This window comes from Caldisericia bacterium, assembly GCA_030018355.1.
Classification (GTDB): Bacteria; Caldisericota; Caldisericia; order B22-G15; family B22-G15; genus JAAYUH01.
The window spans coordinates 47833-68845 of the sequence record JASEFN010000005.1 but is presented as its reverse complement, the minus strand read 5'-3'; the positions used below and the strand labels follow the sequence as shown (position 1 = coordinate 68845).

General features: G+C 29.3%; 18 protein-coding genes, 9 tRNA genes and 1 other annotated feature. Of the genes, 23 read left to right on the top strand and 4 right to left on the bottom strand.

What is annotated here, in order from left to right:
* The first annotated feature begins 49 nt into the window (after positions 1-49).
* From rpmG to QMD25_06220, 20 genes are all read left to right on the top strand, one after another.
* A complete protein-coding gene (gene rpmG / locus QMD25_06315) occupies positions 50-199 on the top strand; it encodes a 50S ribosomal protein L33 (protein ID MDI6861599.1) in 150 nt (49 codons plus the stop codon).
* Positions 198-273, top strand: a tRNA-Trp gene (locus QMD25_06310). The genes rpmG and QMD25_06310 overlap by 2 nt, the downstream gene beginning before the upstream one ends.
* A gap of 10 nt (positions 274-283) precedes the next feature.
* Positions 284-493 carry a preprotein translocase subunit SecE gene (gene secE, locus QMD25_06305; GenBank protein MDI6861598.1) on the top strand — a complete coding sequence of 70 codons (210 nt, stop codon included), beginning with the start codon at positions 284-286 and terminating at the stop codon, positions 491-493.
* A 6-nt stretch (positions 494-499) separates the two neighbouring features.
* A complete protein-coding gene (nusG, locus tag QMD25_06300; GenBank protein ID MDI6861597.1) occupies positions 500-1060 on the top strand; it encodes a transcription termination/antitermination protein NusG in 561 nt (186 codons plus the stop codon).
* Positions 1061-1073: 13 nt separating this feature from the next.
* A complete protein-coding gene (gene rplK / locus QMD25_06295; protein MDI6861596.1) occupies positions 1074-1499 on the top strand; it encodes a 50S ribosomal protein L11 in 426 nt (141 codons plus the stop codon).
* A gap of 10 nt (positions 1500-1509) precedes the next feature.
* Positions 1510-2205 carry a 50S ribosomal protein L1 gene (gene rplA / locus QMD25_06290; GenBank protein MDI6861595.1) on the top strand — a complete coding sequence of 232 codons (696 nt, stop codon included), beginning with the start codon at positions 1510-1512 and terminating at the stop codon, positions 2203-2205.
* Positions 2192-2314 (top strand) — a sequence feature (ribosomal protein L10 leader region). (Overlaps the previous gene by 14 nt.)
* An 8-nt stretch (positions 2315-2322) precedes the next feature.
* Complete coding sequence (gene rplJ, locus QMD25_06285) at positions 2323-2844, top strand: 50S ribosomal protein L10 (protein ID MDI6861594.1); 522 nt, start codon at positions 2323-2325, stop codon at positions 2842-2844.
* A gap of 14 nt (positions 2845-2858) precedes the next feature.
* Positions 2859-3239, top strand: coding sequence for a 50S ribosomal protein L7/L12 (rplL, locus tag QMD25_06280; protein ID MDI6861593.1), 381 nt, complete (start codon positions 2859-2861; stop codon positions 3237-3239).
* Positions 3240-3289: 50 nt separating this feature from the next.
* Entirely contained in the window at positions 3290-6715 is a 3426-nt protein-coding gene (locus QMD25_06275; GenBank protein MDI6861592.1) for a DNA-directed RNA polymerase subunit beta, read from the top strand.
* Positions 6712-8787 (top strand): elongation factor G, encoded by a 2076-nt coding sequence (gene fusA, locus QMD25_06270; GenBank protein MDI6861591.1) that lies wholly within the window; start codon positions 6712-6714, stop codon positions 8785-8787. The genes QMD25_06275 and fusA overlap by 4 nt, the downstream gene beginning before the upstream one ends.
* A gap of 13 nt (positions 8788-8800) precedes the next feature.
* A complete protein-coding gene (gene rpoC, locus QMD25_06265; GenBank protein ID MDI6861590.1) occupies positions 8801-12850 on the top strand; it encodes a DNA-directed RNA polymerase subunit beta' in 4050 nt (1349 codons plus the stop codon).
* Positions 12851-12874: 24 nt separating this feature from the next.
* Positions 12875-13549, top strand: coding sequence for a DUF554 domain-containing protein (locus QMD25_06260; protein MDI6861589.1), 675 nt, complete (start codon positions 12875-12877; stop codon positions 13547-13549).
* A gap of 46 nt (positions 13550-13595) precedes the next feature.
* Positions 13596-13673 (top strand) — tRNA-Pro (locus tag QMD25_06255).
* 5 nt (positions 13674-13678) lie between these two features.
* Positions 13679-13755: transfer RNA gene (locus tag QMD25_06250), tRNA-Arg, on the top strand.
* A gap of 2 nt (positions 13756-13757) precedes the next feature.
* Positions 13758-13834, top strand: a tRNA-His gene (locus QMD25_06245).
* 4 nt (positions 13835-13838) lie between these two features.
* Positions 13839-13915, top strand: a tRNA-Arg gene (locus QMD25_06240).
* 28 nt (positions 13916-13943) lie between these two features.
* Positions 13944-14019 (top strand) — tRNA-Lys (locus QMD25_06235).
* A 7-nt stretch (positions 14020-14026) separates the two neighbouring features.
* Positions 14027-14113: transfer RNA gene (locus QMD25_06230), tRNA-Leu, on the top strand.
* Between the two features lie 6 nt (positions 14114-14119).
* Positions 14120-15082, top strand: coding sequence for a peptidylprolyl isomerase (locus QMD25_06225; protein ID MDI6861588.1), 963 nt, complete (start codon positions 14120-14122; stop codon positions 15080-15082).
* 1 nt (position 15083) lies between these two features.
* On the top strand, positions 15084-16268 hold the full coding sequence (locus tag QMD25_06220) for a trigger factor (protein MDI6861587.1): 1185 nt from the start codon (positions 15084-15086) through the stop codon (positions 16266-16268).
* Here QMD25_06220 and QMD25_06215 read toward each other — a convergent pair.
* The 3 genes from QMD25_06215 to QMD25_06205 form a co-directional block, all read right to left on the bottom strand.
* A tRNA-Ala gene (locus QMD25_06215) sits at positions 16247-16321 on the bottom strand. The two genes, QMD25_06220 and QMD25_06215, sit on opposite strands and share 22 nt — an antisense overlap.
* Before the next feature lie 44 nt (positions 16322-16365).
* A tRNA-Ser gene (locus tag QMD25_06210) sits at positions 16366-16459 on the bottom strand.
* Between the two features lie 39 nt (positions 16460-16498).
* Complete coding sequence (locus tag QMD25_06205) at positions 16499-17035, bottom strand: CDP-alcohol phosphatidyltransferase family protein (protein ID MDI6861586.1); 537 nt, start codon at positions 17033-17035, stop codon at positions 16499-16501.
* A gap of 54 nt (positions 17036-17089) precedes the next feature.
* Here QMD25_06205 and gltX point away from each other — a divergent pair, with 54 nt between their 5' ends.
* Genes gltX through rlmB form a run of 3 tightly spaced genes read left to right on the top strand, consistent with a single transcriptional unit; the run spans position 17090 to position 20659 of the window.
* Entirely contained in the window at positions 17090-18520 is a 1431-nt protein-coding gene (gene gltX, locus QMD25_06200; protein MDI6861585.1) for a glutamate--tRNA ligase, read from the top strand.
* Complete coding sequence (gene cysS, locus QMD25_06195; protein MDI6861584.1) at positions 18517-19968, top strand: cysteine--tRNA ligase; 1452 nt, start codon at positions 18517-18519, stop codon at positions 19966-19968. The genes gltX and cysS overlap by 4 nt, the downstream gene beginning before the upstream one ends.
* Positions 19952-20659 (top strand): 23S rRNA (guanosine(2251)-2'-O)-methyltransferase RlmB, encoded by a 708-nt coding sequence (gene rlmB / locus QMD25_06190; protein MDI6861583.1) that lies wholly within the window; start codon positions 19952-19954, stop codon positions 20657-20659. Before cysS ends, rlmB begins: the two co-directional genes overlap by 17 nt.
* On the opposite strand, the gene QMD25_06185 is transcribed toward rlmB, so the two are convergent.
* Positions 20649-21005, bottom strand: coding sequence for a YraN family protein (locus tag QMD25_06185; protein MDI6861582.1), 357 nt, complete (start codon positions 21003-21005; stop codon positions 20649-20651). The two genes, rlmB and QMD25_06185, sit on opposite strands and share 11 nt — an antisense overlap.
* Positions 21006-21013 lie beyond the last annotated feature (8 nt).

Below are 21013 nucleotides of genomic sequence, written 5' to 3'. Positions count from 1 at the left end.
AGAACTGTTGGAGCAGGTGTTGTTTCAAAACTTATTGAGTAGGTGAATTATGAGAATTATAATAACCTTAGAATGTACTGAATGTAAAAGAAGAAATTATACTACAACAAAAAACAAGAATAACGATCCTAATAGATTGGAATTGAAAAAGTATTGTCCGTGGTGTAAAAAACATACACTTCATAGGGAGGTGAAGTAGGCCCGTAGCTCAACTGGCAGAGCACCGGTCTCCAAAACCGGTTGTTGGGGGTTCAAGTCCCTCCGGGCCTGCCAAATTTAAATCATGAGTGAAAAGAAAAGTTTATTTCAAAAAATTAAAAATTTTTTAAAGGATGTAAAAACTGAGTTTGTTAATAGGACAACATGGCCTTCAAAAGATAGATTATTAAATTCATTTATAACAATCTTGATTTTTATAATCTTCTGGGCAATATTAATTGGTGTATTTGATATTGTTTTTGCTCAGTTTTTGAAGTTTATTACATCGATTTAATTTAAGATGAAAAAAGAAGATTTGATCGAAGAAAAAGAGAAAAAACAAAAAAGATGGTATATAGTTCATACATACTCTGGTATGGAAGAAAAGGTCAAAAAGAATCTTGAACAGAGTATAGACGCTCATAATATGCATGATAGAATATTTAGAGTTGAGGTACCAGTTGATTGGAAAGTAAAGTTAAAGGACGGAAAAAGACAAATTGTTCCAGAGAAGGTTTATCCTGGATATGTTTTAGTTGAAATGATAATGGATGATGATACTTGGTATGTTGTTAGAAATACCCCAGGTGTTCTTGGTTTTGTAGGCGGAGGTGGTAAACCGACACCTTTGACTGAAGAAGAAGTAAGGATTATAATGAACAGAATTGGTATTGAAGAAGCAAAAGCGCAGTTAACATTTTCAATAGGTGATACAGTTAGGGTTATTGGAGGACCTTTTGATCAAATGATTGGAAAAGTTGAAGAAATTTATGAAGAGAAAGAAAAAGCAAAGGTTAGACTATCAATATTTGGTAGAGATATACCTGTTGAAATAGATTTTATACATTTAGAAAAGATATAAGGAGGTTTTATATATGGCAAAAGAAGTTGAAGCAATAATTAAACTCCAGATACCTGCTGGAAAAGCAACTCCAGCACCACCAATTGGTCCAGCCCTTGGTCAAAAAGGAGTTAATATTATGCAATTTTGTAATGAATTTAATCAAAAAACAAAAGATCAAGAAGGTATAATTTTACCTGTTATAATTACTGTTTATAAAGATAAAACTTTTACTTTTGAAATTAAAACTCCTCCTGTTTCAGAACTCATTAAAAGAACACTTAAAATTGAAAAAGGATCTGGTGAACCAAATAAAACTAAAGTAGGGAGACTCACAAAAAAACAAATTAGAGAGATCGCTGAAAAAAAATTAAAAGATCTAAATACAGATGATATTGAAGCAGCGATGAGAATAGTTGAAGGTACAGCAAGAAGTATGGGCGTAGAAGTTGAAAGGTAGGTGAAGAAAGATGAGTAAGAGATATGAAGCATTACTATCGAAGATTGAAAAAGGTAAAGCATATGATCCGAATGAAGCATTTAAACTTATAAAAGAACTTGGAACAGCAAAATTTGACGAAAGTGTTGAAGTACATATAAAATTAAATATAGATCCAAAACAAACAGACCAAACTGTAAGAGGCTCTGTTCTTTTACCTCATGGTATTGGTAAAACAAAAAGAGTTCTCGCATTTGTTAGAGGAGACAAAATTAAAGAAGCCGAAGAAGCAGGAGCAGATTATATTGGTGATCAAGAAACAATAGAAAAAATTTTAAATGGCTGGTTTGAATTTGATGCAGTTGTTGCTACTCCTGATATGATGCCTGCTATATCTAAATTAGGAAAAGTTTTAGGACCAAGAGGATTAATGCCAAATGCTAAAGCAGGAACAGTTACTCAAGACATTGGAAGAGTAATCAAAGAGATTAAAATGGGTAAAATTGAATTTAAAACAGATAAATTAGGTAATATTCATTCAGTTATTGGTAAAGTCAGTTTTAATGAAGAAAAACTTAAAGAAAATTTTATTGCCTTAATTGATGCAATTTTAAAAGCAAAGCCTCAATCTGTGAAGGGCCAATATATAAAATCGATTTATATTACTACAACTATGGGCCCTTCAATTAAATTAGATACTATTAAGGTTTTAAACTTAGTTGGTTAGAGAGCCTAAGATAGTGGGTGCCTTTTGGCTTAATGTTTATCGCCCACCGAGGCAGGGAAAGTTAGAAAGTTTTCTTGTCCTTCGGTGGAAGGACTTTTTAATTTTAGGAGGAGAAAGATGATAACAAAGGAAAGAAAACTCGAACTCTTAAATGAAATAGAAAAAAAGTTAGATGAAACAAAAATTGTTATTTTCACTACTTTTAATGAACTACCAGTATCTGAAATATCACCTTTAAGAAGAGAGTTAAAATCTAAAAAAGGTGAATTTAAGGTTTATAAGAACACCTTGTTAAAAAAAGTATTCGATAAAAAAGGTTATAAACTTAATAATTCAATTTTTAATGGAACAACTGCAGTTGTTTTTGCATATGAAGATCCATTCCAGATTTTAAGTAGCATAAATAATTTTTTAAAAACTCATAAGAAAAATTTTGATATTAAAGGTGGTATTTTTGGTAAAACTATATTATCAAAAGATGATATTAACTCTCTATCCACTATTTCATCTATTAATGAAGTATATGGAAAACTTATTTATTCATTAAAATCACCTTTAATTAGAATTTCATATGCATTAAAATCTCCAATGTTAAGGCTAATTAATGCCTTAAATGAGATTAAAAGTAAAAAAGAATAAAGGAGGAACTAAAGATGACAAAAGAGGAACTCTTAGAAGCAATTGAAAAAATGAGTGTTGTCGAACTAATTGAGTTTGTCAAGGCACTTGAGGAAAAGTTTGGTGTATCTGGAATGCCAATGGCAGTTCCAATGGCAGGAATGCCTCAAGCACAACAACAAGCAGCGGCTCAAGAAGTAGAAAAAACAACATTTGATGTTGTATTAACAAGTGTTGGTCAAGCAAAAATTCAAGTAATAAAAGTATTAAGAGAAGCACTTAACATTTCATTAAAAGAAGCAAATGATATGGTTTCTGCAGTACCTCAAGTAGTAAAGAAAGGTTTGAGTAAAGAAGAGGCCGAAGATCTTAAAAACAAACTTTCCGCTGTTGGCGCAACAGTGGAAATTAAATAATTTGAACCCCGAAAAACTTCGGGGTTCTCCTTTATTAAACTGGAGAGATTATGGAGAAAAAAGAAGTTATAAACTTCAATAAATTTTTATTTTCTAATTTAGAAATTCCTGATTTATTACAATTTCAAAAAGATTCATTTTATAATTTTATAAATAAAAAAATACCAAAACTTTTAGAAGAAATTTCACCTGTTGAGACTCCAAAAGCAGTTGTTGAATTTTTTGACCCAAAAGTATTTCCCCCAGAACTTTCAGTTGAAGAATGTAAAGAAAAAAAGTTAACATATGCTGGAAAATTAAAAGCAAAAGTAAGAATAACAAACAAAAGAACTGGTGAAATAAAAGAACAAGATGTTTTTTTAGGTGAAATACCATATATTACTCCTTATGGATCTTTTGTTTTTAATGGAACAGAAAGAACTGTTGTATCACAATTAATAAGAGCACCTGGTGTCTATTTTACAAAGCCATCCTCTGCTCATTCAGGCAGAGTGCTTTTTGAAGCAAGGCTAATACCAGAAAGAGGCACATGGTTTATATTTGAAGTTGAGTCAACTAATACTCTTGTAATTAGATTAAATAAAGGATCAAGAAAATTATATTTTCCAACAATATTAAGAGTGTTTAAGGAATTGAGTGATGAAGAAATAATGGACCTTTTTAAAGAGAAAAGAAAAATAAAAGTGAATATTTATGATCTTGAAAAAAATCTACCTTGTACATTTGGTGAAAATATATACGATCCAGTGACAGGAGAAATCGTTTATTATGAAGGAGAAGATGTTACAAGTGAAAAGATTCATACTCTTTATGATTTAGGTATAAATGTTTTAGAAATTTATAAAGAGATGGTAGATCCTATAATAAAGAAAACTCTTGAGAAGGATACAAATAAAACTCAAGAAGATGCTATTCTTGATATATATAGAAAATTGAGACCAGGAGAAAGAGTTCTTTTAGAATCTGCAAAAAATTTAATTAATGTTACATTTTTTGATCAAAAAAGAAACTATCTTTCAGATGTTGGAAGACATAAAATAAATCAAAAATTTGGTTTGTCTCTAAAAGATAATATTGTTACATTTGATGATATAGTTGCAATTATAAGACATGCAATAAAGATAAAAAATAACCAAGAGAAATTAGATGATATAGATCATCTAGGGAATAGATATGTTAGAGGTGTAGGCGAATTGATGGAAGTAAATATGAGATACGGTCTCCTCAGAATGGTAAAAGTTATGAAAGGAAGAATTAGCACATACTCAGAAGATATGTTTACTGCTCAACACCTAATAAATTCTAAACCAATTACAGCATCTTTACAAAGTTTCTTTGGAACTGGTCAACTTTCACAATTTATGGAACAAACAAATCCTCTTTCATCACTTACTCATAAAAGAAGACTCTCCTCAATGGGCCCAGGTGGATTAACTCGTGAAACTGCAGGTTTAGAGGTAAGAGATATTCATCCATCTCATTATGGAAGAATATGCCCAATAGAAACTCCAGAAGGTCAAAATATTGGTTTAATTAATTCGTTAACAGTTTATGCAAAAATAAATGAATATGGATTTATAACAACTCCATATAGAAAAGTTGTAAATGGTAAATTAACTGATGAAATTGTTTATCTTGAAGCACTTGAAGAAGAAAAGTATTACATTGCCCAAGCGAATACACCTGTTAATAAAAAAGGTGAACTTTTAAGAGACGATGAAGGAAATTTGTTAAATGATGGTTTCGCAACTGGAAGATACAAAGGAGAAGTTATTGAAAAAATACCTCTTGAAAAAATTCAATTTATTGAAATATCACCTCTTCAAGTTTTTTCTGTTTCAGCATCTTTGATTCCATTTCTTGATCATGATGATGCAAATAGAGCGCTTATGGGTTGTAATATGCAAAGACAAGCTGTACCTCTTCTTTTTCCAGAGCCACCAATTGTTGGAACAGGAATGGAAAAAGTAGTTGCAAGGCATGATCCAAGCATAGTTATTTCAGATATAGATGGGGTTGTCAAAGAAGTTTCTGCAGATAGAATAGTTATAAAAAATAAAAAGGAAGAAAGAGTATATGAATTAAAAAAATTTGCAAGATCAAATCAAGATACATGTATAAATTCAAGACCTATAGTAAAAAAAGGTGATACAGTTAAAAAGGGAGATATTATTGTTGATGGTCAAGCAATTAAAGATGGAATTCTATCATTAGGAAGAAACCTTCTAGTTGCCTATTTACCATGGAGAGGTTACAACTATCAAGATGCTATTTTAATTAGTGAGAGATTGGTAAAAGATGATGTATATACATCAATTCATATAAAAGAGTATACAACAATGGTTAGAGAAACTAAAGCAGGACCTGAAATTTTAACAAAAGATATACCTAATGTCGATGAATCAGAATTAAGAAATTTAACAGAAGAAGGAATAGTAAGAGTTGGTGCTGAAGTTAAACCTGGTGATATTCTTGTTGGAAAACTTGCTCCAAAAGCAGAAGTTGATACATCACCTGAATCAAAAATTTGGCGTGCAATGTTTGGAGAAAAAGGAAAAGATGTTGTAGATAATTCATTAAGACTTCCTCCAGGTGAATTTGGAACTGTGATTTTGACAAAAGTTTATTCAAAAGATAAAGGAGATGAACTACCCGTTGGTATTGAGAAATTGGTTAAAATACTTGTTGCTCAGAAAAGAAAAATTATGGTTGGAGATAAGATGGCTGGACGACATGGTAATAAAGGAGTTGTTGCTGCTATTCTTCCAGAAGAAGATATGCCATTTAGAGCAGATGGAACTCCAGTTGATATAGTGCTTTCACCACTTTCAGTGCCTTCAAGAATGAACATAGGTCAAACTTTAGAAACAATGTTAGGTTATGCTGCCTATAAATTAGGAATTAGATTTGAAATTCCAATTTTTACACCTTTAAAAGAAGAAGAAATTGAAGAATGGTTAAAGAAGGCTGGTTTAGATATTAATAGTAAAGAAGTTTTATACGATGGATATACTGGAGAACCTTTCAAATCAAAAGCCCTTGTTGGATACGCATATATTATGAAATTAAACCATCTTGTTTTAGATAAAGTACACGCAAGATCAACTGGTCCATATTCATTAGTAACACAACAGCCACTCGGGGGTAAATCTCAATTTGGTGGTCAAAGATTAGGTGAAATGGAAGTTTGGGCTTTAGAAGCATATGGTGCTGCAAATTTATTACAAGAAATGTTAACAATAAAATCTGATGATATTGAAGGCAGAAGAAAAGCATATGAGAGTATTGTAAAAGGAAGAGATATTGAGGAAGTTGGGATCCCAGAATCTTTTAAGGTTTTAGTTAGAGAATTAAGAGGCTTAGGTATTAATATAAAAACAATTCCTGATTTTGAGAAAAAAGAGGAGAAAAAAGAGGTTAAATTTTATTTACCAACTAGAAAAAGAAAGAACAAAAAGAAAGAGGTGAGTCAATGATAGTAGAAAGAACAAAAATAAGAAATGTTTCTTTAGTTGCGCATAGTGGCGCAGGAAAAACTTCTTTAGTTGAATCAATGCTTTATGTTTCAAAATTTATTCAGAAAAAAGGAAGTGTTGATAAGGGTAATACAGTTTCAGATTTTGAGCCTGAGGAAATAAAAAGACATATAAGTTTATCTACTTCTGTTATTCCAATCAATTGGAAAGGTTATAAAATTAACATACTTGATACACCGGGTTATGTAGAATTTCTATCTGAAGTAAAAGGAGCACTTCTTGTATCTGAGGCAAGTTTAATTCTTGTGGATGCAACATCTCATGTTGAAGTTGGGACAGAGAGAGTTTGGGAATTTGTAAAAGAAGAAAATTTACCAACCGCCTTTGTGATTAGTAGAATGGATAGAGAAAATGCGAATTTTAAAGAGGCAGTTGCAAGTATTAGAAAATTTTTTGGAAATGATGCAGTACCAATATTACTTCCTATTGGAGAAGGTTTAAACTTCAAAGGTTTTGTAAATATAATAACCCAAAAGGGTAAAATTTTTGATGGCGACACATTTAAAGAAGTTGATATTCCTCAAGAATTAAAGAATGAATTTGAGAATTACAAAAATGAGTTGATAGAAAAAATAGCTGAAGTTGATGAAGAATTTTTAAATAAGTATTTAACTGATGGAACTCTTAGTGAAGAAGAGATTAAAAAAGGACTTCTTATTGGTGTTAAAAATAGAATGCTATTTCCAATTCTTGTTTCATCCAGTATTAATGATATTGGTACTGAAGATATATTAGATTTCATAATAAATGAATTTCCAGAGCCTTATTTAGATGAAAAAAGATTTGGTTATGACACAAAAACAAAAGAAGCAGTTGTTAAAAATTTTGATGAGAATTTACCATTTTCAGGTATTATTTTTAAAACTATCATTGATCCATTTGTAGGTAGAATAAATTATATAAAAGTAATAACAGGAAAAATTACCGCTGATTCAAAAGTTTACAATGTTAATAAAGATCAAGAAGAAAGAGTTTCATCTATTGGATTTATTATAGGTAAGACACAAGAGAAAACACAAGAAATTAAAGCAGGAGATATAGGAGTTATAACAAAATTAAATGTTACATCAACTGGTGATACCTTAACACAATCTGGTTTTAATGTTAAATACAATTATTTTGAAATTCCATATCCCATTATTTCTTATGCTGTTGAACCAAAAAGAAAAGAAGACGAAGATAGACTCACCTCTGCATTATTTAAAATGGCTGAAGAAGACCCAACATTTATTGTTGAGAGAAATGATATAACAAAACAGTTAATAATAAGGGGTACTGGAGCTACTCATATTCAAGTTATTCTTGAGAGAATCTCAAGAAAATTTGGAGTTGAAGTTAACTTAAAGAAACCTGAAATTGCATATAAAGAAACAATAAAAGGGACCGCTAAAGCAGAAGGTAAATATAAGAAACAAACTGGAGGTCATGGACAATACGGACACTGTTTCATTGAAATTAATCCACTTGAAAGAGGAAAAGAGTTTGAATTTATAGATAAAATTTTTGGAGGAGCAATACCTAAACAATATATTCCTGCAGTTGAAAAGGGAATTAGGGAAACGATGAAAGAAGGAATTATTGCAGGATATCCTGTTGTTGATGTACAAGTAATTTTGTATGATGGTTCATATCATCCAGTTGATTCTTCAGAACTTGCATTTAAAATAGCTGCTTCAATGGCATTTAAGAAAGCATTTGTTGAGGCAAATCCAATACTTCTTGAACCAATACTTGAAGTTGAAATAAGAGTTCCAGAAAATTTCTTAGGAGATGTAATTTCTGATTTAAATACAAGAAGAGGAAAAATTTTAGGAATGAATTCTGATAAAGGAATTTCTATTGTAAAAGCCCTTGTTCCAGAATCAGAAATGCTTACTTATGGATTGGATCTTGCTTCAATAACTCAAGGAAGAGGATATTTTACTGCGAAATTTTATAAATATGACGAAGTTCCTCAAAAATTAGCAGAAGAAATTATTAAAAAAAGAAAAGAAGAGTTAGAAAAATCATAGGAGGTGAATATATTTGATTCAAAAGAAATTTAATGCCATTGAGATATCTTTAGCATCACCTGAAGAGATATTATCTTGGTCACATGGTGAAGTAAAAAAGGCCGAGACTATTAATTACAGAAACTTTAGACCTGAAATGGACGGCCTTTTTTGCGAAAGGATATTTGGACCAGTTAAAGATTATGAATGTCATTGTGGAAAACTAAAAGGAGTAAGGTATAGAGGGCTTGTTTGTGAAAGATGTGGAGTTGAGATAACAACATCTAAAGTAAGAAGAGAGAGGTTTGGTCATATTAATCTTGCGTCACCCGTTGTTCATATATGGTATTTTAGATCAACAAATATAATTCCTGTACTTCTTGATATGTCTAAAAATGATGTTGAAAAAATAGTTTATTATGCTTCATATGTTGTTTTAGATCCTGGAAATTCACCTCTTAAATATAAACAAGTTATTAATGAGGAAGAATATAGAGAGTATAAAGAAAGGGGATATAATTTTGTTGCTAAAAGAGGTGCAGAAGCAATTTTAGAACTTCTAAAGTCACTTGATCTTGAAAGTTTAAGAGAAGAATTAGTAGAAGAGATTAAAAAATCTTCAACAAAACAGAAAAAAACTTCAGCAATGAAAAGGCTTGATTATGTTGAAGCATTCTTGAAATCTGGTAATAAACCCGAATATATGGTGTTGACAGTTTTGCCAGTTATTCCTCCAGATTTAAGACCTCTTTTACCATTAGATGGAGGAAGATTTGCATCTGTTGATTTAAATGATTTATATAGAAGAGTTATAAACAGAAACAATAGATTGAAAAAACTAATTGATGTTAATGCTCCTGAAATAATGCTACAAAATGAAAAAAGAATGCTCCAAGAAGCAGTTGATGCATTATTAGACAATACTCATAAAATACATCCAATCATAGGTTCTCACAATAGACCACTTCATTCATTGTCTGATATTTTAAGAGGAAAACAAGGAAGATTTAGACAAAATTTACTTGGTAAAAGAGTTGATTATTCTGGAAGAAGCGTTATTGTTGTAGGACCTAAATTAAAATTGGATGAATGTGGTTTACCAAGAAATATGGCTTTAGAATTATTTAAACCTTTTTTAATGCATAATCTTGAAGAAACAGGAATTGCTTTAAATTTAAGAAGCGCTAAATGGATGATTGAACAGGCAGTAAAAGATCAAAATAGTCCAGTTTGGAAAGTTTTAGCAGAAACAGTTAAAGATTATGTAGTACTTTTAAATAGAGCACCAACTCTTCATAGAATGAGCATTCAAGCATTTAAGCCAATTTTAGTCGATGGTGAAGCGATTCAAATATCTCCGCTTGTCTGTCCTCCTTATAATGCTGATTTTGATGGAGATCAGATGGCTGTTCATCTTCCTTTATCAATTGCAGCACAAACTGAAGCAAAATATTTACTTTTATCAAAATATAATATAATTTCACCAGCACATGGTAAACCAATAACATTACCTGTTCAAGATGTTGTTGCTGGATGTTTTTATCTTACTAAAGAGAAAAAAGGCGAAAAAGGAGAAGGTTTAAAATTTTATACAATAGAAGATTTAAATGCCGCATTAGATGAAGGAAAAGTAACATATCATACAATTATTGATTTTTATTGGAATAAAAAGTGGATTAATAATACAACGGTTGGTAGAGTAATTTTTAACAATTTAATTAAAGAAACACTCGAAGATGAGAATTTCGAATTTTTTGATAAGGTTATTGACCAAAAAACGGTAAACGATTTATTCTTCCAAATATTTAAAAAATATGGATTTGAGAAAACTGCAAAACTTTTAGATGAAGTTCAAAAACTCGGTTTTGAAATTGTTACACTTTCAGGATTAACCATTGGAATGGATGATATGGTTATTCCAAAAAGAAGAGACGAAATAATAAGAGAAGCAGAAGAAAAAGAGAGGAAATTTAGAGAATTTTATGAAAAAGGTTTAATGTCAGACAATGAAAGATATAAGAAAACAATTGATGTTTGGCTAAAAGCCGGAGAAGAATTAGTAAATGAGATTTTTAATACATATGATCCATTTAATTTCCTTCTTTTAATGGCGATTTCAGGTGCAAGAGGTAAACCCGAACAAATTTTGCAGATGGTTGGAATGAGAGGTCTTATGTCTGATCCTTCAGGAAGAATTATTGAATTTCCAATCAAATCAAACTTAAAAGAAGGTCTATCTGTACTCGAATATTTTATTTCAACGCATGGTTCAAGGAAAGGTTTGGCAGACACAGCATTAAAAACATCAGACGCAGGTTATTTAACAAGAAGACTTGCTGATGTGGCTCATAAGGTATTTATCAAATATGAAGATTGTGAAGTTATTCCAGTAAAACCTATTATAATAGGTGATAAAGTTATAAAAAGTTTATATAGACAGATTGTTGGTAAAGTAGCTGCAAAAGATGTAGTTGATCCAGATACAGGTGAAGTTATAGTTCATGAAAATGAAGAGATAACAAGAGAAAAAGCTCTTGAAATAGAAAGCAAAAATATTGGAACAGTTTGGATCAGAAATTTCACAGATGGAATAGAAGTAGAAGAAGTTAGAGAAGGTCAAAGAATCATTGAAACTCTTGAAGAAAGAATTCTTGGAAGATATGCTGCTGAAGATATATATTCTCCTTCCGAGAAATTAGTTAAATATAATCTTGAGATTGAGAGACCAAAAGAAGGTTTTGTAGCAAAAGATATAGTTGATGAAAATTTACATGTTTTAGCAAAAGAAGGCGAGAAGATTACAGATGAATTAATTGATAAATTAATTAAACACAACATAAAAGAAATTTTAGTTAATGTTCCTATTAAAAGAGAGTTAATTGTTAGAAAAGGAGAAGAAATAGATGAGGTTGCAGTTAATAAAATAAAGGAGTATGGTATTAAAAAGGTTAAAATTAGGTCAGTATTAACATGTTCAGCTCCAAATGGTGTTTGTGCAAAATGTTATGGTAGAGATCTTGCAACTGGAAAACTTGTCAATTTAGGTGAGGCTGTTGGTATCATCGCGTCTCAATCTATTGGTGAACCTGGTACTCAATTAACTTTAAGAACATTCCATACTGGTGGTATCGCAGCAAAAGATATCACTTCTGGTTTACCAAGAGTTGAGGAGCTTTTTGAAGTAAGAAAGCCAAAAGGAAGTGCAATTATTTCTGATGTTTCTGGTTATGTAACTATAAAAGACGAAGAAGATGCAAGAAAAATTATAATTACTCCAAGAACCAGGGAAATTGCTATTAATTTATATGAAAGATTGATGGAAAAATTAAATAATTCCATTTCAGTTGATCCAAATACCTCAGTGTATGAATTGGAACTCGAAGATGATATATTAGAAGCATTAAATGAAGCAAAAATTGAAAAAGTTAAAGATATTTTAAGTTTAGATAAAGAGGAATTAGTTAAAAAACTAATTGGAAAAGAAACAGTCTATATAGTTCAATATGGTAAATCAATAAGAGTCCAAAATGGAGATTATGTGAATATTGGTGATAGATTAACAGAAGGTCCTTTAGATCCACACAAAATATTCCAAATAAAGGGTTTAAGAGAGACAGAACAATATCTATTACAGGAAATTCAAAAGGTTTATAAAAGTCAGGGAGTTTCTATAAATGATAAACACATAGAAATAATATTAAGAGAGTTAACAAGAAAAGCAATTATAATTAATCCAGGTGATACCAAATTTTATCCAGGTCAAGAAGTTGAAAGAAGTGAAGTTGAGGAAGAAAATAGAGTTGCAAAAGCTGAAAATAGAACACCAGCAACATATAAAATATTGCTTTTAAGATTAACAAAAGCTGCACTTTCTGCAGATTCGTTTTTATCTGCATCTTCTTTCCAAGAGACAACAAAAGTTCTTGCTGAAGCCGCAATTAGCGGTAAAATAGATACATTAGAAGGACTTAAAGAGGCCATTATTGTTGGTAGCATGATACCAGTGGGAACAGGTTTTTCAGAGTATGAGGGAATAAAAATTGTTGAGAAAAAAGAGTTAATTGAGGAGAGGGAGAGTGTTTAATTTCTCCCTCTCTAGTTGTGTAAAATGAAAGGCACTTTTTTTAACATTTTTACAGTAGTTATAGGTAGTTTAATTGGAATTTTAATTGGCTCAAGGTTTCCAGAGAGAATTAAAAAAATTGCTTTTGATGGAGTTGGTCTTTCTTCTTTGACACTTGGAATTATGCTCGCATTAAAAACAGATAACATTATAATAATGGTATTTTCTATTCTATTTGGTGGCATAATAGGAGAAATTTTAAAAATTGAAGAATTTTTAAATGGAGTAGGAGATAAATTAAAATCGAAAATTAAAACAGATTCTCCATTTACAGAAGGTTTTATTACTTCAACACTTGTTTTTTGTGTAGGTTCAATGGCTATAATTGGTTCAATAAATGAAGGTTTGACAGGGGATGCAACAATTTTATATACAAAATCAATTTTGGATGGAGTAACATCTATAGCCCTCTCATCTGCCTTAGGAATTGGAGTAATGTTTTCAATTTTTCCAATATTAATTTATCAAGGAGGAATAACTCTTCTATCAACATTAATTAAAGGATTATTCACAGAACATACAATAAATATGATTACTGGTGTTGGTGGTGTATTAATTATTGGTATTGGTTTAAATTTATTAGGTTTGAAAAAAATAAAATTATCAAATTTTCTTCCTGCATTAATTATTGCATTTATATTATCACTTTTTATTAAATAACCCTCTTGAATTTTTTTAAATTTCTAATATACTTTTTATTTGATGTCGGGGCGTGGCGCAATTTGGCTAGCGCGCATGTTTTGGGTACATGAGGTTGGAGGTTCGAATCCTCTCGCCCCGACCATTTTTGCGCCCATAGCTCAGTAGGATAGAGCAACGGACTTCTAATCCGTAGGTCGCAGGTTCGAATCCTGCTGGGCGCACCATGGTGGACGTAGCTCAATTGGTTAGAGCGTCGGACTGTGGATCCGATGGTTGCGAGTTCGAGTCTCGTCGTCCACCCCATTTAGCGCCTATAGCTCAAAAGGATAGAGCAGCGGAGTCCTAATCCGCAGGTTGCAGGTTCGATTCCTGCTAGGCGCACCAATGTTAAGTTAAGATGAAAATCAATGGTGGGTCGTTAGCTCAAATGGTAGAGCACCTGACTCTTAATCAGGGTGTTACAGGTTCGAGTCCTGTACGACCCACCAAAATTTTGCGAGGGTGGCGGAATTGGTAGACGCACTGGACTTAGGATCCAGTGGGCATTAGCCCATGCGGGTTCGAGTCCCGCCCTTCGCACCAATATAGATGAAAAAGAGATTTGATATAAAGTATAAAAAGAAAAAAATTTTAAGGTATTTTATTTTTTTTATTATTATTTTAATAGTTGTTTTATTATCATATTTTAAATTTATCAGTTGGTGGCAAAATGAATCTAAAATAGCAGCAAGAGTAGGAAATGATATTATTACATATGAGGATTTAGAAAATAGAATTTTATTAAATGTTGGATTAGAAAATATTTATTCACCAACTTTTCAAGAGAGATATGTAACAATAAAAAAGCAAGTTCTTGAGGAAATCATCGGAGATTCTTTAATTATGAAATATGCAATTGAAAAAGGTTATACAGCACCAACTAAAATTGAGGGTTTTGATGAATATACAGAAAGTGATAAGGTTAGAAAATATTATGTTTCTTTAATTGAAAATGAAATTATGAATGAAATTGTTAAAAACATTAAAGAAAATGAATTAATAGATTATTATAATAAAAATAAAATTGAATTTATAAAATTAAAGGCTCAAGTTATTTATATAAAATCAGATAAAGGCGATCCAGATTACAAAGAGAAAGAAAAAAGAATATATGAAGCATATGAAAAAATTTTAAATGGTGTTCCTTTTGAGAGAGTTGTTAGTGAATATTCTGATGAGAAAGAAAATAATGGAATAACTGATTACTTTGATATCTTTAAATATATTGGGCCAGTTAATGAAATTATTTTTAATTTAAAGGTTGGAGAAATATCAAAGCCAATCACGACAGTAAAGGGGTTTTATATATTTAAAATATTAGATAGAATTGAAGGTTATAATTTTTTCAAGGAAGAAGTTAAAAAAAGATATATTAAACATAGAGTTGAGATAGAGTTAGCAAATTTAAAAGAAAGTTTAAAATATGAAAATGAATCAATAATCCAATATGGTAATAAAGTTGAAAAATTAATTGAATGGTATAACAAAGTTTTATTAGGAAGAGGAGGTTAATTTGAACTTATCAATCAAAAATTCTGAAAAAAATAAAGTTTTATATGAAATTTCTTTTGATAAAGAAGAAATACAGAATGAATATAAAGAAGTTTTAAATTATTATGCAAAAAGAGTAAAAGTCCCTGGTTTTAGACCTGGCAAGGCTCCTTTAAATTTGATAAAAAATATAATTGGAACAGAGACTATTTTTGATGAAATAAAGAAAAGATTAAGAGATAAAACTATTGAAAAAGTTTTTAATGATGTTAAAAATCTATTTCCCTCAGTTGATGTAGATTTTAGTAATTTTAATTTTGATAATCCAATTTTTTATCTTACAACTTATTTAATACCAAATGTTAATAATATAGACTTAAATGAAATTGTAAGGGAATTAAGACAAGTAACAGATGAAGAGATTGAAAATAGAATCACTTTAATAAAAGAAGAAGCAAAAGAGTTTATTCCTAAAGAAGGAGCAATTGAAAAAGGAGATTATGTTATCTTAAAATATAAATTTGTAGAAAATGAAGAAGAAAAAGAAATATCTTTAATTGTGGGAGAGAATAAAAATTTACTTGAAGAATATGTTTATGGAATGAATGTTGGTGATAAAAAAGATATTGAAATTCAAGGAAAAAAAATTATAATTGAAATTATTGAGGTAAAAAAACCAAAATATCCTGAACTCGATGAAAACTTCTTTAATGATTTTGAAGTTTCAAATTTAGATGAATTTAAAGAAAAAGTTAAAAATACCATAATTAAAGAGAGATTTAATGAAGAGTTTATTGAATCATTTATAAATAAAAAATTAATTGAAATTAATGATTTTTATGTTCCTAAGACATACATTGATGATGAAACAACCCATAGAATTGAGCATCTTAAAGAAGAACTTCTAAAAAGTGGCATCTCTCTTGAGGAGTTTCTTAAAGCCAGAAATGAAACAATTGAGGATTTAAGAAAAAATTTTGATAAGAGCTCTCAAGAACAAATAAAACTCGATATTATTCTAAGTTTACTTTCAAAGGATATAGAAGTTAGTGATGATGATATTAAATTTTATTTCCCTGATAATTATCAATATATAATTCAAGATAATGAACAAAAAGAAAGAGTTGAATCATATATTAAAAAGTTAAAATTTATAAAAAATTTAATTGAAGAAATAAAGAAAAGTGGTGGAGCAGACGGGATTTGAACCCGCGACCTCATCCTTGCGAAGGATGCGCTCTCCCTCTGAGCCACTGCCCCAAAATATAAAATATTAATTTATTTTCTTTTAATTTTCTTATTTATGGCGGAGAGAGCGGGATTCGAACCCGCGAGGCGGGTTTTAACCCACCTACCCGCTTTCCAGGCGGGTGCCTTCGTCCACTCAGCCATCTCTCCTAAAGTTTATTATATTAAAAATTTTATTTATGTAAATATTTATTTTTTAGTCTTATGCCTATAATAATTTTCATTTTTATTAAGGTTATGACTTGGGATGCCCTCTATATATTCCTTAACTACTTTGATAAATCTCTTATAAAAGAGAAGAAGATTTATTAAAATCCAAAACAGAATTATTATTCTTAGATCTTTATAATATAAAATTGCAATTATAAATGGTGAAAAAGTAACTGGTGCTTGTATTGTCATTAAAAGAGTTTTGTTGTAGTAAAAAAACAAAATAAGAAAGAAAATAACATTATAAATTATAAAAATTTTTTCATTTATGTAATTTATTCTAAATAGATAAAAGAAAAAGGACCATTCAAAAAATAGATCAATTTGAAAATCATATTTACCAAGTTTACCCTCAATGTTTAGTAATCTTGCTAAATATCCATCTAAAATGTCTGTTGTCCATCCAAATAAAATTGTGTAAAAGTATAGATAAAAATTATTTATATTGAAAATAGAAAGATAAAGTATGAAAAATCCACTTAAAATTCTTAAAAATGTAAAAAAATCCGGTAACATATTCTTACCTCATTTTTATTGTATAATATATGAAAGATTTTAAAAGGAGGTTTTATGATTAGAGTAAGATTTCCACCTTCACCAACTGGTTTTATGCATATTGGGAATGTAAGAACAGCTCTTTTTAATTATCTTTTTGCCAGAAAAAACAATGGAAAATTTATTTTAAGAATAGAAGATACAGATAGAGAGAGATCCAAAAAAGAGTATGAAGACGATATAATTGAGGGATTAAAATGGTTAAATATAAATTGGGATGAGGGTCCTGATATAGGTGGACCATATGGACCGTATAGACAATCTGAGAGAATTGAGATTTATAAATTTTATATAAATAAACTTTTAGAAGAGGGTAAAGCCTATCTCTGTTTCTGTAGTGAGGATGAATTAGAAAAAGATAGAGAAGAGATGTTAAAGAAAGGTCTTATGCCTAAATATTCAAGAAAATGTAGAAATTTAAGTAAAGAACAAATTGAAGAGAAATTAAAAAAGAATCCAAATCCAGTTGTTAGATTTAAGACTCCTTTAAGTGGAGAAGTTATAGTTGAGGATGAGTTAAGAGGGAAACTTATATTTCCAATTGAAAACCTTGATGATTTTGTAATTATGCGTTCAGATGGAATGCCAACTTATAATTTTGCTGTTGTTATTGATGATGCTTTAATGAAAATAAATTTTGTCATAAGAGGTGAAGATCATCTTCATGGAAATACACCAAGACAAATTTTAATTTATAAAGCATTAGATTTTCCTTTACCAAAATTCATACATTTACCAATGATACTTGGAGAAGATCATACAAAACTCTCGAAAAGACATGGATCAGTTTCATTAAGAGACTATAGAAATGAAGGTTATCTTCCAGAAGCACTAGTTAATTATATGGCTCTTCTTGGGTTTTCACCCAAAACAAAAGAGAAGGAAATTTTTTCGCTTCAAGAACTTATAGAAGAATTTAGCATAGAAAACCTTTCTAAAAGCAATGCAATTTTTTCTCCCTCAAAATTAAGATGGATGAATCATAAATATATAGAGATGTTATCATTAGAAGAACTTTTTAAAAAAGTCAAAGAGTTTTATTTAAATAGAAATTTTGAAATTAAAGATGACGAGTGGCTAATGGAATTTTTAAGACTTATGAGAGATCATATTTTTGTTTTGAGCGATATTAAAAATCTGATAAATGATATTTATAAACCAGAAGAACTTTCAGAAGAAAAACTTTCTTATTTGAAAGAAAATAAAAATTTGATCTATGAATTTTATAATTCTATTAAAAATCTTCATAACTGGAATGAAAATAATATTTTAAATTTAATAAAAGATATAGGAAAAAAACTTTCTCTGAAAGGAAAAAGCCTCTATCATCCGTTAAGAGTTCTTATTACTCATAAAGACGAAGGTCCAGAAATTTACATATATATTTATTTACTTGGCAAAGAGGAAACTCTAAATAGAATAAAGGAGGTAATTAATAAAATATGATAAAAGTTTATAATACCTTAACAAGAAGAAAAGAAGAGTTTATTACAAGAGAAAAAGATAAAGTTTATATGTATGTTTGTGGTTTAACTCCAGATAATTATCCTCATATAGGACACGCAAGACCACTTGTTATATACGATACAATTAAAAGATATTTAAAATTTAAAGGTTATGATGTTAAGTATGTACAAAATTATACCGATATAGATGATAAGATAATCAAAAGAAGTTTAGAATGGGGTCTTACACCTAAAGAAATAGCAGAGACTTTTATAAATATGTATAAAAAGTATATAGAACTATTAAATATTGATACAGAGAATAATTTATATCCGAGAGTTACTGAACATATAGATGAAATTATTAAAATGGTAAAAGATCTTCAAGATAAAAGTTTTGCATATGAAACAGAAACTGGAGTTTACTTTGAAGTTAGTAAATTTAAAGATTATGGAAAACTTTCTAATAGAAAAGTCGATGAGTTAATTAAGGGTGTAAGAATAGAAATTGATGAGACAAAGAAAAGTCCTCTTGATTTTGCTTTATGGAAAAAAGTAAAAGAGGGAGAAGTATTCTGGGATTCTCCTTGGGGAAAAGGGAGACCTGGTTGGCATATTGAATGTTCAGTGATGTCAATAAAGTATCTTGATTTTGGTTTTGATATTCATGGTGGTGGTATAGATCTTATATTTCCACATCATGAAAATGAAATTGCTCAAGGTGAAGCATGGAAGGGCGATAAACCTGTTGTAAGATATTGGCTCCATAATGGACTAATAACAATTAATAAAGAGAAGATGTCTAAATCAGTTGGTAACATTTTAACAATTGAAGATATACTTAAAAAATATGAACCTGAGGTGTTAAGGTTATTTTTATTATCTTCAGATTATCACTCACCAATAGATTATACTGATGAAAAGATAGAAAAAACAAGGAATGAATATTATAAAATTAGAGAGTTTTATTCAATAGTTGAAGGTTTGTCCCAAAAAGGAGATTTAGAAGATGAGCCATCAAGAAATTTATTAAACTCACTTTTTAATGAATTTATAGAATTTATGGATGATGATTTTAACACTCAAGGAGCAATTGGAGTTATTTTTAAATTAATTAATAAGTTTAATTCTAATGAAATAAAAGGAGAATATAAATTTTTAAAAGAGATTCTGGATAAAATGTTAAATATTCTTGGAATTAAAATATCATTTAAAGTTGTAGAAAACTTAAAAAATGAATTAATAAAAATATTAAAAGATTATAATTTTTATCTACCAGAAGATGAAAAGTTAGAAGAAAGTGAATTGATTAAAAAAATTACTGAAGAGAGAAAAAAATTGAGAGAAAATAGAGAATTTAAAAAATCAGATGAAATAAGAAATAGATTAATTGAACTTGGATATGAGATAAGAGATGGGAGAAAAGAAACAATTGTATTTAGACGATAATTATAAGGTTTTTAATAAAAATGAAATTATTGAAGCAATTAAAGAAAATAAACTTATAAAAGTAATTTTTAAATTTGGTTATAAAAATAAAGAATTAGAAAATATATTGAAACAAAATAAAATACCCTTTACATACAAAGATGAAGAATTTTTTAGAAATTTTGATAAAAGTGTTAATTTTTTAGGGTTCATATCCCCAGTAGAAATTTATTCATTAAGTGAGATTGAAACAAACAAAGAAAGTTTTTATGTGTTGCCTTTAAATATTGAAGATCCACATAATCTTGGTGCAATAATAAGAAGTGCTGAAATTTTTGGTGCAAAAGGGGTAATATTACCTAAAAGAAGAAGTACACCTATAACTGAAACAGTTATAAAATCTTCAACTGGCGCAATTTTTCATTTAAAGATATATGAATTTAGTGGAACAGTAAATTCAATAAAAGAATTAAAGAAAAAAGGTTTTTGGATCATTTCGCTTGATATGAGTGGAGAAATTGAACTAAACAAATTTAATCCTCCTAAACCATTTATTTTAATAGTAGGTGGTGAAGATAAAGGAATAAATAAAAAAGTTCTTGAAGAAAGCGATTTTATAATAAAAATAAAGACATTTGGAAAAACAAAATCTTTGAACACATCAGTTGCTTTAGGAATTGCTTTATATGAATTAACAAAATCTAATCAATAAAATTTTCAATATGAGTTATTTGATAGTTTTTATTATTTTTATATTCAATTCCTAAGAATTCAAATTTTATCTCTTTATATTTTCTTTCTGATACTTCAAGATATTCAAGTGCTAATTTTTTATACTTTTCAATTTTCTTTTTAGTTATACTTTCTTCTGGTAGAATTGTACTTAAATCACTTTTTGTTCTAACTTCAATGAAAATTATAGAATCACCTTTTTCACATACTATATCAATTTCTCCAAATCTTGTTCTAAAATTCCTTGTAATTATTTTATACCCTTTGCTTTTTAGATAAGTAATTGCTAATTCTTCACCTAAATTTCCTAAATTTTTTTTATTCATTAAAAATA